The sequence below is a fragment of the Exiguobacterium sp. s163 genome, assembly GCF_018617135.1.
GTDB classification, from domain to species: Bacteria; Bacillota; Bacilli; order Exiguobacteriales; family Exiguobacteriaceae; genus Exiguobacterium; species Exiguobacterium profundum.
Genome location: NZ_JACSJN010000008.1, coordinates 108973 through 125559, shown reverse-complemented (window position 1 = coordinate 125559; position 16587 = coordinate 108973). Strand labels below are relative to the sequence as shown.

At 48.9% G+C, this 16587-nt stretch carries 18 protein-coding genes, 2 tRNA genes and 1 rRNA gene; 17 read left to right on the top strand and 4 right to left on the bottom strand.

Annotation, left to right across the window (positions count from 1 at the left end; all coding sequences use genetic code 11):
- The 3 genes from rrf to KNO71_RS16415 form a co-directional block, all read left to right on the top strand.
- Positions 1 to 87 (top strand): 5S ribosomal RNA (gene rrf, locus KNO71_RS16425); the annotation flags it as partial.
- A 162-nt stretch (positions 88 to 249) separates the two neighbouring features.
- Positions 250 to 1188 carry a coiled-coil domain-containing protein gene (locus tag KNO71_RS16420; protein WP_214689590.1) on the top strand — a complete coding sequence of 313 codons (939 nt, stop codon included), beginning with the start codon at positions 250 to 252 and terminating at the stop codon, positions 1186 to 1188.
- A gap of 307 nt (positions 1189 to 1495) precedes the next feature.
- Positions 1496 to 2137, top strand: coding sequence for a uridine kinase family protein (locus KNO71_RS16415; protein WP_214685630.1), 642 nt, complete (start codon positions 1496 to 1498; stop codon positions 2135 to 2137).
- 502 nt (positions 2138 to 2639) lie between these two features.
- Here the strand turns inward: KNO71_RS16415 and KNO71_RS16410 are convergent.
- The gene (locus KNO71_RS16410; RefSeq protein ID WP_214689588.1) at positions 2640 to 3422 is read right to left on the bottom strand and encodes a sporulation protein; all 783 of its coding nucleotides are present in this window, start codon (positions 3420 to 3422) and stop codon (positions 2640 to 2642) included.
- A 139-nt stretch (positions 3423 to 3561) separates the two neighbouring features.
- On the opposite strand from KNO71_RS16410, the gene KNO71_RS16405 reads away from it, so the two are divergent.
- The 7 genes from KNO71_RS16405 to KNO71_RS16375 all read left to right on the top strand — a co-directional run bounded on the left by KNO71_RS16405 (position 3562) and on the right by KNO71_RS16375 (position 6999).
- A tRNA-Met gene (locus KNO71_RS16405) sits at positions 3562 to 3638 on the top strand.
- A gap of 25 nt (positions 3639 to 3663) precedes the next feature.
- Positions 3664 to 3740 (top strand) — tRNA-Met (locus tag KNO71_RS16400).
- A 102-nt stretch (positions 3741 to 3842) separates the two neighbouring features.
- Positions 3843 to 4292: a tRNA (adenosine(37)-N6)-threonylcarbamoyltransferase complex ATPase subunit type 1 TsaE gene (gene tsaE, locus KNO71_RS16395; RefSeq protein ID WP_015880566.1), complete on the top strand. Its 450-nt coding sequence runs from the start codon at positions 3843 to 3845 to the stop codon at positions 4290 to 4292.
- Positions 4289 to 4945: a tRNA (adenosine(37)-N6)-threonylcarbamoyltransferase complex dimerization subunit type 1 TsaB gene (tsaB, locus tag KNO71_RS16390; protein ID WP_214689586.1), complete on the top strand. Its 657-nt coding sequence runs from the start codon at positions 4289 to 4291 to the stop codon at positions 4943 to 4945. Before tsaE ends, tsaB begins: the two co-directional genes overlap by 4 nt.
- On the top strand, positions 4938 to 5399 hold the full coding sequence (gene rimI, locus KNO71_RS16385) for a ribosomal protein S18-alanine N-acetyltransferase (RefSeq protein ID WP_074034834.1): 462 nt from the start codon (positions 4938 to 4940) through the stop codon (positions 5397 to 5399). The genes tsaB and rimI overlap by 8 nt, the downstream gene beginning before the upstream one ends.
- Positions 5396 to 6418: a tRNA (adenosine(37)-N6)-threonylcarbamoyltransferase complex transferase subunit TsaD gene (tsaD, locus tag KNO71_RS16380; RefSeq protein ID WP_214689584.1), complete on the top strand. Its 1023-nt coding sequence runs from the start codon at positions 5396 to 5398 to the stop codon at positions 6416 to 6418. Before rimI ends, tsaD begins: the two co-directional genes overlap by 4 nt.
- A gap of 14 nt (positions 6419 to 6432) precedes the next feature.
- Complete coding sequence (locus KNO71_RS16375) at positions 6433 to 6999, top strand: hypothetical protein (protein WP_078146164.1); 567 nt, start codon at positions 6433 to 6435, stop codon at positions 6997 to 6999.
- A gap of 196 nt (positions 7000 to 7195) precedes the next feature.
- On the opposite strand, the gene KNO71_RS16370 is transcribed toward KNO71_RS16375, so the two are convergent.
- Together KNO71_RS16370 and KNO71_RS16365 are read right to left on the bottom strand one after the other, a co-directional pair.
- Complete coding sequence (locus KNO71_RS16370; protein WP_078146165.1) at positions 7196 to 7603, bottom strand: hypothetical protein; 408 nt, start codon at positions 7601 to 7603, stop codon at positions 7196 to 7198.
- The gene (locus KNO71_RS16365) at positions 7600 to 9501 is read right to left on the bottom strand and encodes an ABC-F family ATP-binding cassette domain-containing protein (RefSeq protein ID WP_214689582.1); all 1902 of its coding nucleotides are present in this window, start codon (positions 9499 to 9501) and stop codon (positions 7600 to 7602) included. The genes KNO71_RS16370 and KNO71_RS16365 overlap by 4 nt, the downstream gene beginning before the upstream one ends.
- Before the next feature lie 150 nt (positions 9502 to 9651).
- Between KNO71_RS16365 and KNO71_RS16360 the strand changes: the two genes are divergently transcribed.
- The 7 genes from KNO71_RS16360 (at position 9652) to KNO71_RS16330 (ending at position 16310) form a co-directional block, all read left to right on the top strand.
- Positions 9652 to 10308 (top strand): redox-sensing transcriptional repressor Rex, encoded by a 657-nt coding sequence (locus KNO71_RS16360; RefSeq protein WP_015880579.1) that lies wholly within the window; start codon positions 9652 to 9654, stop codon positions 10306 to 10308.
- Positions 10308 to 10526 (top strand): twin-arginine translocase TatA/TatE family subunit, encoded by a 219-nt coding sequence (gene tatA, locus KNO71_RS16355; protein ID WP_034770678.1) that lies wholly within the window; start codon positions 10308 to 10310, stop codon positions 10524 to 10526. The genes KNO71_RS16360 and tatA overlap by 1 nt, the downstream gene beginning before the upstream one ends.
- Before the next feature lie 3 nt (positions 10527 to 10529).
- Positions 10530 to 11318, top strand: coding sequence for a twin-arginine translocase subunit TatC (gene tatC / locus KNO71_RS16350; protein WP_031424497.1), 789 nt, complete (start codon positions 10530 to 10532; stop codon positions 11316 to 11318).
- Positions 11319 to 11462: 144 nt separating this feature from the next.
- The gene (locus KNO71_RS16345) at positions 11463 to 14111 is read left to right on the top strand and encodes a hypothetical protein (protein WP_214689581.1); all 2649 of its coding nucleotides are present in this window, start codon (positions 11463 to 11465) and stop codon (positions 14109 to 14111) included.
- 105 nt (positions 14112 to 14216) lie between these two features.
- Entirely contained in the window at positions 14217 to 14495 is a 279-nt protein-coding gene (locus KNO71_RS16340) for a hypothetical protein (RefSeq protein ID WP_214689578.1), read from the top strand.
- 5 nt (positions 14496 to 14500) lie between these two features.
- Entirely contained in the window at positions 14501 to 14791 is a 291-nt protein-coding gene (locus KNO71_RS16335; RefSeq protein ID WP_214689576.1) for a hypothetical protein, read from the top strand.
- A gap of 172 nt (positions 14792 to 14963) precedes the next feature.
- Positions 14964 to 16310 carry an FAD-dependent oxidoreductase gene (locus KNO71_RS16330; RefSeq protein WP_214689574.1) on the top strand — a complete coding sequence of 449 codons (1347 nt, stop codon included), beginning with the start codon at positions 14964 to 14966 and terminating at the stop codon, positions 16308 to 16310.
- Positions 16311 to 16345: 35 nt separating this feature from the next.
- Here KNO71_RS16330 and KNO71_RS16325 read toward each other — a convergent pair whose 3' ends face one another.
- The gene (locus tag KNO71_RS16325) at positions 16346 to 16528 is read right to left on the bottom strand and encodes a PspC domain-containing protein (protein WP_074032578.1); all 183 of its coding nucleotides are present in this window, start codon (positions 16526 to 16528) and stop codon (positions 16346 to 16348) included.
- Positions 16529 to 16587: the final 59 nt, after the last annotated feature.

Sequence of the window (16587 nt, the reverse complement as noted above, 5' to 3'; positions counted from 1 at the left end):
GTTCCCATGCCGAACACGGAAGTTAAGCGTCTCAGCGCCGAAAGTAGTTGGGGGATCTCCCCCTGTGAGGATAGGACGTTGCCAGGCAACAACGCAGAGGACGACCGAGCATACGCTCGGTCGTTTTTTTGTTTCTTTGAAACTTTGTCCCTTCTTTTTCGTACTAAGTAAGAGAAAGAGGGGATGTTTATAAATCATGAATCTCCTCAGATTGACTCATTCGATAAACAAAATGAGAGGAGAAACATCATGCAAAATCTTCAGCAGACCCAATTAGACTTACAACAGCGTATCGCCGAGCGCGATCGACTTGTGCGTAAGCAAGAGATACTAAACAAACAGTTGAACGAGCATGAGGCGGTGCGGAAGACACTACTCGATACATTCACGAAAGAACAACGTGATGTGTATGACCTTGAAGAATTCTCGCTCGTCAACACATGGCGAAAGTTACGAGGCACGTTTGATGAACAACGGACAATCGAAATGGAAGAGGCTGCTCGCGCTGAACTGAAATTACGAGAACACGAGGCGATGATTGACGAATTGACGCTCGAACATCGAGAATTACAAGAACAGCTCGAGGTTTATGAGGGAATCGACGCTGAGTGGGAGACCTTCTTAGAAACAAAAGAATCCCATCTTGCGAAAGATCCAGCTATTCGCCGAGACCTACACCATCTCACGAATCAACAAGCCGAAACGAATGAACTTCTCATCGAGTATCGGGAAGCCATCGTTGCCGGTAAGGCGGCGCGATCAACGATTGCAAAAACACTCAAACATCTAGATAGTGCGAAGGGGTGGTCGACGTATGACACGTTCTTCGGGGGTGGCTTGATTGCCACAGCAATGAAACATGAGGCACTAGATGCTTCCGAACAGACGATGCACGAATTACAATCTGCGTTAGAGCGTTTCTCCCGTGAATTAGCGGACGTGCAAGGCATTGTTCAGGAGTTGCATGTCAATCGAGGTTCACTTATTCAGTTCGCAGATTACTTTTTGGATGATATTTTTTCAGAATGGACGATGCATGGACGAATCAATGATTCCTTAGATCAAGTGAACGGACTGGATAAGGAAATCAGTCAGCTGATTGCTCGTATGACGAGACAAGTGGAAACGTTAGAACAGAAGCTTGACGAGACTGAAGAAAAAAGAAGACAGCTCATCCTGACACGATGAGCTGTCTGTCATTAGATTTCTAGTAGTAAGGATTTTGTTGCTTAGTTCAAGGAGAGCGAAGAGAAAATGAGTAAAACGATGGTATTTCTTATTAGAGGGATGGCAGTCACGGGAGCGCTATTGATTTTATCGATTCCATTTTTCTTTAGTTCTCCCATATCGACCACTCTGATCATTGTCAGTTCGATTTCGTTGAGTGCCTTTGTGATGTTTACTGTTTCAGCAATCAGGCATCGAAAACGGATAGAGGATGAATGACGTGTATTTGTTTTTCTGAAACAACAAAATTACCAAAAGGGGGAGAATCATGGAACAACTGATTGAGGATATCGTACAAAGCGTGAGACCGGATCAACGAACGCTGATTGCTATCTCCGGACACGGGGCAGCGGGAAAATCGACGTTGGCAGAAAAATTACGGGAACGACTCGATGATATAAACCTGCTTCACACAGACCCGTATATTACAGATTCACAGTTGCGGAAACAAACGATCCTCACGTATCAACACGATGGAACGACCCATCAGTATAAGATGACGGCGTGTCACCCGGCCGCACATCATCTGCTGTCACTCGAGCGAGATGTCCGTATGATTCGAGAGGGAATCGGCTTTTACACAATCGACGTCCCCTATTTAGAGCGGACATGGATTGATCCGGAGAAGCCGATCACGATTATTGAAGGGATGAGTGTCGCATTCCTGGATCTTTCATCTTTTGATCAATCGATTTATCTCTACACAGACGGGGAGACTGAGTTCAAGCGACGTTCGCATCGTGATATTCAGGAACGGGGTATGGACCTGGACTACTTACACGCTTCACATGTAGAGCGACGTCTGCAATATGAATTGTTCATGCATCCGTATCGCCACCACTTTCAAACCATCGTCAATACGAGTAAGGATGAAATTCAAATTGAAAAAACCGCTCACGAGGAGCGGTGACTGAGTAGCGTATCTTCAACGCCAAAATGATTTGACGCTCTCGAACTCGTCGGCACACTTTTCAATCGATTTGAATCAAAACTCTTCAACGAATGGATTCAGGCGATTCTCTCCGAGTTATCGATTCCAAGATATGTACTTTATACTTCAGATTAGAAGAAATGAGCACGGTAAAATTATTAAAGAAGGGAGTACCTTACTTTGGAAAAACCGTTACTGTGGATTATAGCGGGTGTAACCCTCGTCTTTTTATTGATGGCAACGCAACTATTACTACCCGTTACCTTTCAAGAAATTTTTTCGATTTTACTAGTATCAATTGTTATAGGATCAGTCTTAGGTGTGATTACTTCGATTTTGCATCACTATATTATGACTAGAAAAGAAAAAACTAGCTAAAGACAGAGTAAAGTGCCTCGAATAAGAGAATAAAAAATATCTTATTCGGAGCTTTTTGATCGATTAACAAATGCTACACATCATCTTAAAAAATACTCACCGCTCACGAGGAGCGGTGACTGCGTAACGTATCTTGAATGCCGATACCGAGCTGTTCTTGTTCGCGCTCGAGTTGTTCCCACGTGAGAGAACGATGACGCAATTCGACGTCGGTCGCCATCGATTCGAGCGTTCGCTGTTTCTCGATGTTGTCGAGCCAGTAGTAGAGGTCGATCCCGTCTTCATGCAAGCGCCAAAACGATTTGACGACTTCGAACTCATCGGCCCATTCTCCGACCGGCTTGAATCCATACTTTTCAACGAATGGATACGGACGTTCTTCCCCGAGCGGGTCGATCACGTTTCGGACGAACATCGGCTCAAGTCCAGCGTGAGCGGTCGCATCGAGTAATCGTTTCAGTTCAGGCATCGGTTCGATTTCGATGTGTTCGATCACATCAAACCAAACTCGCTTGATGTCCTTGTCCCACAATGTAGCCTCTATACTATACGGGGCGCCGGCAGAAGAGGGTGCGTACATCGTCAACTCGAATGAAAACGGAACATCCTCTTTCGCTCCGGGTTCTAGTACAAGCGATAGTGGAATCGGGACTTCTTGAATATCAGCTTCTCGATTGAACTCGTTTCCTTCCATGGTGATGTCTTTGAACGTCGTCAAGAAGGTCAGGGTGAGTTCCTGTAAGCGAACGACATTCGTTGTCGGGTTGGAGACGTGCAACGTACCCGTCACGATCTGCTTCGGAATGAGTGCTGCCGGGTCAAACGTGATCTCGGCTTCGATCTCCGAAAAGAACCATTTCTTGAATCGATTTCCCCATTTGGACATGGCGGTCGCGCCCCTTTTCTCTAATAGTCTATGCTGTTATATTTGTTCCCGATTCCATTTTTGAAAAAACATTAAGAAAATGGTTGCTTTTTATAACTGTCTCGCTTATTATAGAGGATGTCGAAACAATTCAAACCATCGCGGGGTGGAGCAGTCTGGTAGCTCGTCGGGCTCATAACCCGAAGGTCGTCGGTTCAAATCCGGCCCCCGCAACCAATTTTTATTTAATTTCATATGTCGTCGCGGGGTGGAGCAGTCTGGTAGCTCGTCGGGCTCATAACCCGAAGGTCGTTGGTTCAAATCCAGCCCCCGCAACCAATTTTTAAATGAGATAGCGAAACGATAGCGTTTCGTGTTTTTTTTTGCTTAAAATGAAGTGTACAATGAGTACGTATGAGAAGTGAAAAAGGAGAACCATTCATGTATACATTGATTACGCATTCTGCAGCGGAGACGCAGGCGGTGGCAGAACGTTTGGCCACACTCGTCGAAGCAGGGACGGTCATCACGTTAAACGGTGACCTCGGTGCCGGCAAAACGACGTTCACACAAGGGTTCGCAAAAGGACTCGGTGTCACGCGGAACGTCAACAGTCCGACCTTCACCATTATGAAACAATATAAAGGGCGATTGCCGCTCTATCATATGGATGTCTATCGTCTCGAAGATACGGGGGATGACATCGGTCTTGAGGAATATATCAACGGTGATGGTGTCGCCATCGTCGAGTGGTCGAACTTGATCGAGTCCTCCCTCCCGGAAGAACGCTTGGCCATCACGATTGAACGGGTTGGCGACGAAGAACGTAAACTGACACTTGCTCCGACGGGTGAGCGTTACGTTCAAATCGCCAAGGAGGTGCTCGCATGAAGCAATTGATGATTGATACGGCGACGACACGTTTGTCAGTCGCGTTAAGTGAGGCTGGAGAGATTCAAGCCGAGGCGACGGTCATGGTCTCAAAAAATCATGCGGTCACACTCATGCCGATGATTGAACAGCTCATGGCAACGGTCAAATGGACACCGAACATGCTCGAGCGCATCATAGTCACGACAGGACCCGGGTCGTACACGGGAATTCGGATTGGAGTGACGACGGCGAAGACACTCGCTTATACGCTCAATCTTCCACTCATCGGTGTATCTGCCCTGCAGCTTATGGCAGCGGCTCCGAATACCGATTTGCCGGTCGTTTCATTGATTGACGCTCGCCGTGGCAACGCGTATATCGGATATTATCAGCACAACAAAGCACTAACGCATGATCAGCACGCCTCGGTCGCGGATTGGTTGCGACTGAATAGTCAAGGTCGCTTCCTTGTCGTCGGAGACGTGGAACCGTTCCGTGACGTGTTAAGTGAATATGACTATATCGAAGCACCGGCTGCCCATCGATACGGGCGTGCGAGTGATTTGGTCGTCTTCAGCGATCAGACGAGCGATGTCCATTCGTTTGAACCGGAGTATTTGCGACTCGCCGAGGCGGAAGCGAAATGGTTAGAGGGACAAAACAATGGCTGACGTGAAAATTCGTCGGATGACGTGGCTTGATGTCGAGGAAGTGACGAAAGTCGAAGAAGCGTCGTTCGCCATTCCGTGGACAAAAGAGGCGTTCATGAATGAGATGCTTCGAAATGAACAGGCTATTTACTTTGTCGCGGTCCATGACAAACGGGTCGTCGGGTTTGTCGGCGTTTGGACGATTGTCGATGAAGGACATATCACAAACATTGCCGTCTTACCTGAGTTTCGTGGACAGGGCATCGGCAATCAATTGTTAGCGGAACTTGTCGCGTTCGCCAAGTCAAAAGGACTCGTCGGATTGACGTTAGAAGTCCGCGTGTCGAACGTTGGCGCGCAAAAACTATATGAACAGTTCGGTTTTATGCAAGCCGGTCGGAGAAGACGCTACTATCAGGATAATAATGAAGACGCCTATATTTATTGGGCGAAGTTAGGAAGTGAGTCAGAATGAACACATCACTGATTCTCTCGATCGAGTCGAGTTGTGACGAGACGTCTGTTGCGCTCGTCAAAGACGGAAAGACGTTATTGTCGAACGTCGTCTCTTCTCAAATCGAGAGTCATAAACGATTTGGTGGCGTCGTCCCTGAAGTGGCGTCTCGTCATCATGTGGAGCGCATCACGTACGTGATTGACGATGCATTGAGTGAGGCCGGCGTGACGATGGAAGACGTCGATGCGGTCGCGGTCACACAAGGACCGGGTCTCGTCGGTGCCCTTCTCGTTGGGATCAGTGCGGCCAAGGCGATGGCATTCGCCCATCAAAAACCGCTCATCGGTGTCCACCATATCGCCGGACATATTTACGCGAACGAACTCGTTGAAGAGATGCAGTTCCCGCTTGTCTGTCTCGTCGTTTCAGGGGGACATACAGAACTCGTCTATATGCCAGAACACGGTGTCTTCGAAGTCATCGGAGAGACACGTGACGACGCGGCAGGTGAGGCGTACGATAAGGTCGCACGCACGCTCAGTCTCCCATATCCAGGAGGACCTGCAATTGACCGTTTGGCAGCGGTCGGGGAAGACACGTACAATTTCCCACGCGTTCGTCTCGAACCGGGTAGCTTTGATTTCAGTTTCAGTGGTTTGAAGTCATCGGTCATCAACGCCGTACACAATGCGGAACAACGGGGAGAGACGGTCATCCCTGAAAACTTGGCGGCGAGCTTCCAGGCGAGTGTCGTCGAAGTGCTCGTCGAGAAAGCGATTCGTGCCGTGAAGGAAAAAGGGGCGAAGCAATTGCTTGTCGCGGGTGGTGTCGCGGCGAACCGTGGCCTCCGCGCAGCGCTTCAAGAAGCGGCTACAGCTGAAGGGATTCAACTCGTCATTCCACCGCTTGACCTCTGTGGGGACAACGCGGGCATGATCGGGGTGGCGGCACATCACGCGTATGTGCGCGGTAAGCGCGATACACTAGCGATGAACGCGGTTCCTGGGTTATCCTTAGAAGAGAGCATGACAGTCTAGGGGGAAATAGAGACATGACGAAACGCATCATCATCGGAGGACTCATCGTACTACTCGTCGTTGCGACGTTCTTACAAGTACGTGAGATCATCCGCGCTTACAATATCGCCTATCAAGAGGAGATTGTTCCAGAAGAGACACGAGTGAAGTCACTCACTGGAGAAGAGTCATTAGAAGGCATCGGTCGCGTGACCGGAGAGAATACGCTCATCAAGTCACTATATGGCTACACAAGTGTCGTCGACCAAGAGCCGGAGCGTGTGATCGTCGTCGATCGTAATCTCGGCGTTCAGCCAAAAGCAAGCGATGCTTACTATGAAATCGAGCGAGGTCGCGAGGCAACGGAAGAAGAAGCGGCGAAGTTTGATGATTTGATCGAGGAACTCGACGAACAGCAACTGTTCGCACAAGTCATCTCGACGCATGAAGCACGCTATGTGACGAATGGCGAAAAGCCGATGACGTTCTATAAAGTGTTCACACGTGACGTCGACACGAACGAGGCTGTCTTCTTTATCGCTGAAGACGGAACGAAACTCGACTTCCATACAATCGGATTCCAACCACTGCGTTATTTCTAACAAAAAGGTTCAGCCACGCGGCTGAACCTTTTTGAGTGCTTCAAGTTGTTGAAGGAATGTATGGGCGAACGCAAGACATGTTTCTTTTTTTTTCGTCCGTATCCGGGTCAAATTCAATCTTGAGCGATTATCAATGTCAGTGCTAACGTTGATTGTACAAACAAAACCACGCCTTCAAACAGAAGACGTGGTTTTGTTATGCTTTTGGTTGTCGATAATTCTCCCGATGCCACGTATTGACGCGGCTCACGATGAACACGAGAAGAGCGAGAATCCACATGAAGAGCGTCTCTTCATAGAAGTGGGCCCACACCGATCCAGGCGCATAGAACGTGTGAACGGTCACATCGACCGGCCAGACGACGACACGGATGAAGAGCGTGCTCATGAGCAGACCACTGAAGAGACTGAGTAGTATCCCTGGCCACGTCTGAATGATGAAGCCGATGACGACCGGCAGGAAGAAAAAGAGAATAGACGGGACAATCGTCGGCTCCCCGCGGATGAGTTCAGACACGAACTCGGTCCCGGTCGGCACGATGTAGGCGAGTCCTGTGAGGAACGCTTGAATGAACTCGATTCGCATGGCACGGGTACGCATCATGTATGGAGTTCCTCCCATTCCTCATAAAGTGCGGTGATCGATTCTTTCGCAGCGTCTGATTCGGTCGACAACTCCTGTGCACGGGCGAAGTCGTTGAAGACGTCCGGCTCACAAAGCAACTGTTCGATTTCGTCGAGACGATTCTCATGTTGCTCGATTGCCAGCTCGATCTCTTCGATGCGCTGTTTGATGCGGCGCTCTTCCCGTTGCTGTTCTTTATCGGCGCGCTGTTTTTTCACGACGACCTGCTTCGTCTCTTCACGGGCGAGTCGCGCCAGTTCCTCGAGCTCTTCTTTCTTCTCGACGTAGTACGAATAGTCTCCGAGATACTCGTCGATGCCGTTCGGTGTGATCTCTAGCACACGCGTCGCGAGTCGATCGATGAAGTAGCGGTCATGCGAGACGAAGAGAATCGTGCCCGGATAGTCGAGAAGGGCGTTCTCTAAGATCATCTTCGAGTCGAGGTCCAAGTGGTTCGTCGGCTCGTCCAAAATGAGGAAGTTCGGTCGCTCGAGCTTCAGCTTGGCCAACGTGAGTCGTGCCCGTTCGCCACCGGATAATTCATGGACACGCTTCATGACGTCATCGCCGCTGAAGAGGAACTGTCCGAGAAGACTCCGCACTTCTTGCTCGCGCATGAGTGGCCAGTCGTTCCAAATCTCGTCGATGACACGGTTCGCGTCAGACAAGTTTTGTTGTTCCTGGTCATAGTAGCCGATTTCGACGCCCGTCCCGTAACGGATCTCGCCGGTGAGGGCGGCTTGTTGCTTCGTCAACACTTTGAGGAGGGTCGACTTTCCGACCCCGTTCGGACCGACGAGCGCGACGGATTCACCGCGTTGCAGTTGGAAGCGGAGGTTTTGAGCGATCGCTTCCTCGTACCCGATGGCGAGGTCACTCGCGCTCAGCACATCGTTCCCGCTCTGACGTTTGATGGAGAACGAGAGAACGGCGCTACGTTCGTCACCATCCGGCGCATCGAGGCGATCGACTTTCTCAAGACGCTTCCGCACGCTTTGCGCCCGTTTCGTCGTCGTCGCCCGGGCGATGTTTCGCTGAATGAAGTCTTGCATCTTGGCAATCTCTTCTTGCTGCGACTCAAACTGCTTCTTCTCTTGCTCGTAGAGGGCGGCCTTCTGCTCGAGATACTTCGTATAGTTCCCGACGAAGCGGCGACTCCGGTGACGTGACAATTCATAGACGACCGAGACAACGCGATCGAGGAAGTACCGGTCGTGGGAGACGATGAGAACGGCACCTTTATAGCCGTTCAAGTACTTCTCAAGCCAGGCGAGCGTCTCGATGTCCAAATGGTTCGTCGGCTCGTCCAAGATGAGCTGGTCGGGACTTTGAAGGAGCATCTTCGCCAAGGCGAGACGTGTCCGTTGTCCCCCGGAGAGCGTGTCGATGCGACGCTCGAAGTCGTCCGGATAGAAGCGCATCCCGTGGAGAACTGAGCGGATGGTCGCTTCATATTGGTATCCGCCACGTTCTTTGAACGTATGTTGCTCTTCATCATAAGAAGAGAGGAGGCGTTCATATGCAGCGGCGTCATTTAGGATTCGTTCTGAGCCCATGTCAGCCTCCATGCGACGGAGCGTCTTCTCTTGCTCGATCAAGTCCGTGAAGACGGTGAGCATCTCATTCCAGATCGTCTCGTCGGATTCTAACCCTGAGTCTTGGGCGAGATAGCCGATCGTGACGTCTTTTGGCTTCATGATGTCCCCGGAGTCATAGTTGTATTCACCAGCGATGACCTTCAAAAGCGTCGACTTTCCGGCCCCGTTACGACCGACAAGGGCGACGCGTTCGCCTTCCTGGATTTCGAGTTTGACATTTTCTAAAATCGGCTCGACGCCGAAGGATTTGGATAAGTTGTTGACTTGCAGTAGGATCAAGTGAAAAAACCCCTTTCTCTCTATTTAGTATACTGTATTTTTCAGCGATTTTAGGTATATTCGTTGAGTGGTCATGTGAATTCGTTTACAATCAAGGTGTATGAAATTCAGATTCGTTTGTAACGTGTCGTAAAAAGGAGGCTCTTTCCGTTGAGTCAAAACGAACCAAAGATTCCACAAGCGACAGCCAAACGGTTGCCACTATACTATCGATTTATTCAAAGCCTGCATGCTTCAGGGAAACAACGTGTCTCTTCAGCAGAACTGAGTGAGGCGGTCAAGGTCGATTCGGCTACGATTCGCCGTGATTTCTCGTACTTCGGTGCGCTCGGTAAAAAGGGATATGGCTATAACGTGCAGTATCTGTTAGACTTTTTCCGAAAGACACTGAATCAAGACGAGATTACGAATGTCGCCTTGGTCGGAGTCGGTCACCTTGGGACGGCATTCGTCAACTATAACTTCCTTAAAAACAATAACACACATATCGTCGTCGGGTTCGACGCAGACGAGACAAAAGTCGGCACGACGATGTCAGGCGTCCCAATTCATCACGTCGATGAGATGGAACAAATCATGAAGCAAAACAAGATCGACGTCGCCATTTTGACGGTACCTTCTGCTTATGCGCAGTCCGTCGCAGACGACTTGGTCCGTTTCGGCATCAAGGGCATCTTGAACTTTACACCGGCACGACTCACTGTACCGGATACGGTTCGCGTCCATCATATCGATTTGTCGATTGAGCTGCAGTCACTCATTTACTTTATGCAACACTATCCAACCGCTGAGGGGGTCCATCAATAATGGAATTACTAGCATCATCACTCGTCGTCGGGATTCCGGGTGGGGCGAGTCTATTCATCATCGCCATCATCGCACTCATCATCTTCGGGCCGAAGAAATTGCCGGAGTTTGGTCGTGCGGCCGGACAGACGCTTCGTGAGTTCAAAAATGCAACAAACGGCATGATGAACGAGCACGACGAGAACGACAAGAAAGCTATCGAAAAGAAAGAGCAGTAAGCCATGAATCATCAACCTGATCAAGAGCGGGAACTTACCGATCACTTGACAGAGCTGCGGAGACGACTGATGCTATCTGCATTTGTCGTCTTTGCCTTCTTTTTGATGGCTTTGCCGAGTGTCAAATATGTACTCGCGTACTTGCAAAAAGACCTCGTCGAACGCGGGCTCGAACTGAACGCCTTTGGGGTCGCGGACCCGCTCATGATTTACTTGAACTTGGCGCTCATCATCGGCCTGATTGCGGCGAGCCCATTCCTACTGTATCAAGTGTGGGCGTTTGTCGCACCCGGTCTGCATCCGAATGAGCGGAAAGGCACGCTTGCCTATATCCCGATCATCTTCGGACTGTTCTTGATTGGCCTTGCGTTCGCTTACTACTGGTTGTTCCCGCTCGTCCTCGATATCTCGACGGACCTCGGGCAAGACCTCGGACTCGAACAAATCATCGGGGCCAACAATTACTTCACGTTCTTGTTGCAGCTGACAATTCCGTTCGGTCTATTGTTCCAACTGCCGGTCGTCATGATGTTCTTGACCCGAATCGGTGTCGTGACCCCGTACTTCTTATCAAAGATTCGAAAGTACGCATACTTCGCCCTATTCGTGATCGCGGCATTCATCACACCGCCGGATTTGACGTCGCACCTTATGGTGTCGTTACCACTCTTCTTCCTATATGAAATCAGTTTATCGATTTCACGTATCACCTACAAAGGGGTGCTACGCCGGGAAAAAGAGGCGATGGTGCAAGAACAGATGGATTTAATGAAACAGATGAATGAAAAGTGAGCACTGCGTCAAATTATGACGCGGTGCTTTTTTGAATATTAGGGCTATGCATTTTTGAGAAAACATCTTAAAATTAGAAGGGATTCAACAAAAATGGATGTTTTTTGAAAACTTATGTATACATAAACAGAAATGAGGAAGCAGATGAACAAGTGGTTATGGAGTACGCTCGTCGTACTCATATTGTTGATTGGACCAAAAATGGATGCCTTTGCAGAAGGAGCGGCAAAAGCGGACGTTCTGCCAACGGGAAGTGTTGTATCAAACAGTGAATATGTATGGCGATCGGGCGACCCAGAGACGATTGTGCATATGCGCACAGGAAAAGTGTATACACTTCCCGTCCGCGTGTCGGTTGAACACAATATCGTTGGACTCGGAGACGGTCGCGTCATTTTAGATGCATATGGCGAGGTCATCATTTGGGATCCGATTAACGATGCGATGACGTCATTCCCGAATGATTCGAGTAGTGGTCTCGATTATCTTCATGCTGTGAATCAGGATTTAGAAATGATTCTTTGGAAAGGACATACGACGTATTCTGTCACTTCATTGACGGGTGAGATTCTCGGAACGTTTAATACGGAAAGTATATACGAATCGTACGACCTTCTTGCTGACGGCACGGTCCTAGTCTTCGCAAACGGTGAAATCACGAAACGAGCCATCACGGGAGAAACGCTTGAAACGCTTGGAACATATACGGACAAGGTACGATCTGCCCAATATATCGAAGAAGCGAATCAATTAGTGGTCAAGATGTCCACCGACTCACATCTCCGAATTTTTGATTTGACCACGAAACGTTGGATTGAAAAAGAGGCGGAATCTGTCACGAATCTCCTGTGGAAAGACGGGATTTACTACTTCACGATGCGGAAAGTGTTTGATACGTATTACGTGAGTTACAATGTTGCCACTGGAGAATGGAAAGAATCATCGGTGGATGATACGTTTGTTAATTTAAGAGGAGATTGGTATGTGCTATCCCATGATGTGACGGCAGGGTATACGCCGGAGTCATTTTGGAAAGCGCCACGACAACTGTTGATCGATGTACCGAAAACAACGACACGATATGTAGTGAACCAATCCTATCAAGTGAACGGAACCGCTAAACTGATTGATGGAACATCCATTCCTGTCAGTGGGACAGAATTGTCGGCAACGTATCGATATTCTGAGAAGAAACCTTTTGTTTGGGAACAAGGTAAGTTGACGATGAACACGAATGGCGGATATTCTTTTGAATTTAGATGGAACGGGTTAGAACGAACAGAAGACTTTGTAGCATCTAACTATGTTCCGCTCACACTCGATCCGCCAACAGGTGTTTTGGGACCCATCACAGGAACAACGGCACCGAACACCCCAGTATTCGTCAGTGTGACGAAAAGCACCTCTCAGTACACCGACTCACTAGATTCATTGGTCAACTATCAGTCGAAAACGGTTCAGTCAGACGAGATGGGACGCTTCACTTGGCAACCGACGCGCTGGTTCGCACCAGGATCGCGTGTGACCGTAAAAATCGGAAGCCCATCAAGTGTATATGCCGATCCAATTGAACTGGTGACGGTAAAAGAAAGTGAAGATACTTTACCGAACGACATCACGCTTGTAACGAACTCTGTAAAATCAGGTGTGACATTACAGACCACGCCACAGGCTACCGTTGACATCGTTGCCCGTAGCGAACGCGGTTATGAAGCCTGGAGTGAGCAAGTAAATGAGGATGGGATGCTCCAAATCAAATCGTTTTCTCACATGTGGTTTGGTGTTGGGACAAAAATATACTATAAGTTACAGGATGCACCTGCCTCACAGTTCCGTCTTGCGGAAGTGAAGGCGACGTATGATGCACCTATCTTCACTTGGACGCGGACACCATTGATGTACGATAAATCGATTGATGTAACGTCTAGCACAAATGAAGCATATGAAGTTTATCGGAATGACATCCTTGTGACAAAGACGAGTTCGATGCCTTATACGTTCGATACGCCATTACGCGAAGGCGATGTGATTCGTGTCAAACGCACGTATCGCGATGCCACTTACGAATTGACGAAGACGGTTCGCGCGTTCGCACCTGTTTTGAGTGTCACGGACGTCATGATGACGAAGACACAGGCGACACTCACGATTAAAAAGACAAGTGTGGCCCCGGTTCGTTTTTACGTAAATGGTGTGGCCGTTTCACCAAAACGGTTATCAACGACACGGTACACCATCCCGGCGAAACCGGGTGACACGATTCGTGTCCGTGCCTCTGTCGGATCAAAATCCCGTGAAGTCACAGTGGAATTGCCGAAGACCTCGCTGTCCACGCTATCCATCAACGACGAAAAGTCGTTATGGGTCGGGTATGTACTACCGAACAGTACGGTGACACTAAAGAGCGGTACGAAGACAATCGCCAGTGGAACGGCAAGCAGTACAGGCCGTGTGACGCTACGATTCAGTCGACAACCGGTTGGAAGTGTCGTGACGTTGACGAGTCAGCAAGGGACGTATCGTCACATTCAGAAAAAGACCGTGACGGTCGGACCGGCTCCGACATTGTCATCGACCATTCCTTCAAGTGCGTCGAAGACATTGCGTGCGACGTCAAACGTGGCTTACGGTACACTCACGCTGATGCGTGGGACGACCGTTCTCGCAGAGAAAGAAGTAAAAACGACTTCGACGATTCTCAGTTTTTCACCGCAACGAAAAGGGACGCAGCTCACGCTTCGTCTCGTGACACCGAAAGGTCGAAGCGTAACGAAGACGTTCACCGTTCGATGAGTACTCGGACCATTCGCATGAGCGGGTGGTCTTTTTACTTTCAACATACCTGTGAGCCCTTCACTCATGTTAATATGGAAAAAAGAGGGATTTGAGGTGTGGGTCATGTGGTGGCAATGGTACGGATTTGAGACAATCATGATGTTGATCTTTGCAGGGATATCCATAGGGACTGGAAGACATCTGTTCCTGTCAAAAACGGATAAGGTTCTCACGATTTCGTTTGTGAGTATGGTCATTGGTTTTTGTATGATGCTCGTCGGAGTGGGATACATAAGAGGATTTGATGGAATGGGGTGGTTCGTATACGGTTTGCTCCTATATGGTGGAAGTCTCCTTGTCTACTTGACGTTCACTATTTTTCGTTTGAAACAGGAGGAGTAAAGAGAATGAGTGATTTGACCTTTTTGATGTTGTTGTTTCTTGGATTGACACTAGGGGTAGTGCTATCCATCTATCACGTGATGCGGCAGAAAAGAAGACGGTCCGTGTTACTCCTGATCGGTACATTCCTAGTTGTAAGTGGCTATGTACTTGTGATTGGCAATCTGGCATTTGGATACGGATGGGGAGCATTGTGGTGGGCGGTCGTCGGGCTCGCTATGAACGTCTTCGGTTTGATTGTGCATCTATTTGTAATAAGCTATCATCTATTGAAAAAGCGGCGAGTCCGGTCATGAGAATGAGCGGATTTTTTTCTGTTCAAACTTTAGACACTTTTACGTGAAATATTGAGCAAAGTCATTGAATCTTATATTGTGAAATAGTACACTAAGGTCAAGAAGTAAATGTGATGTTTATCACAATATAAAACGAAACGTATTGTTTAACATAAAAGGAGAGACGACTCATATGAAAATCGCAGTTATCGGATGTACACACGCAGGAACAGCAGCAGTCAAAGGATTACTCACCAAGCACGACAATCTCGATATCACCGTTTACGAGCGGAACGATAACGTTAGCTTCCTCTCGTGTGGGATTGCGCTCCACGTTGGTGGTGTCGTCCAACGTGCGGAAGAGTTATTCTACTCGTCACCACGTGAACTTGAAGAACTCGGTGCGACGATGCGCATGAAACATGACGTCTTGTCGATCGACTCCGAAGCGAAGACGGTCCACGCTAAAAATCTTGAGACCGGTGAAGACGTGCATGACACGTATGACCGCTTGATCGTCACGACGGGTTCATGGCCGATCGTCCCGACGCTCCCAGGAATCGAAATGAATGGAATCGAGCTCTGTAAAAACTACGCGCACGCCCAACGCATCATCGAGCGGGCGACAGACGCGACGAAGATTGCCGTCATCGGGGCTGGCTATATCGGGGTCGAGCTCGTCGAAGCGTTCGAAGCATACGGAAAACACGTCACATTCATCGATAGTGCCGACCGCATCTTGAATAAGTATCTCGACAAGTCGTTCACGGATCAATTGGAAGCGGATATGACCAGTCGCGGAATCGACCTCGAACTCGGTCAGACGGTCGAGGCATTCCGTGGAACGAGCGGAAATGTCACACATGTCGTAACAGACAAAGGTGAATTCGAAGCGGATCTCGTCATTCTCTGTGTCGGATTCCGTCCGAACACGGGACTCTTAGAAGGACAGGTCGATATGCTCGGGAACGGTGCCATCATCGTCGATGAATATATGCGTACGAGCAACCCAGATATCTTTGCAGCAGGGGACAGCTGTGCCGTCTACTATAACCCAGCGCGTACACACGCCTATATCCCACTTGCGACGAACGCTGTCCGCATGGGAACACTCGTCGCGGAGAACATGATGCAACCACGCGTCCGCTACCAAGGGACACAAGGAACGTCGGGACTTCGACTCTATGACTGGAATATCGCGTCATCTGGTCTGACGGAAGAAGCGGCAGCGCTCTTTGGACTAGAAGTGGAGAGTGTCGTCATCGAGGACGCGTATCGTCCGGAGTTCATGCCGACCGCAGAGAAAGTCGAATTCAAACTCGTCTATGAAAAAGGGACACATCGTATTGTCGGTGGACAAGTGTTATCGAAAGCGGATTTGACGCAAGCGGTCAACACACTCTCGCTCGCCATCCAAAACGAGATGACGATCGAAGAGCTCGCCTATGTCGACTTCTTCTTCCAACCGCACTACAACAAGCCATGGCACTTCCTGAACAGCGGGGCGCTTGAAGCGATGAAAGACAAAGTGAATGCCTAACAAAAAAATGCGGAAGCTAACAGCTTCTGCATTTTTTATAGATAACGTGGCGCATCTTTCATGGAATTCGTCAAAATCATATAAAGCAAGAAACTCCCTGGCAGAATCAAAAAGATGAGTCGAACTCCGATTGAAGAAATACCAAAGTATTCAGCAATCCCACCGCATACTCCAGACAGCGAGCGGTCCGTCGCCGACTTTCGAAGTGTTCGTTGCATAGAAAAAGCTCCTTATGAGTTGATATGTAAATTTTACCATATGAGTGTTGAAAAAGCGC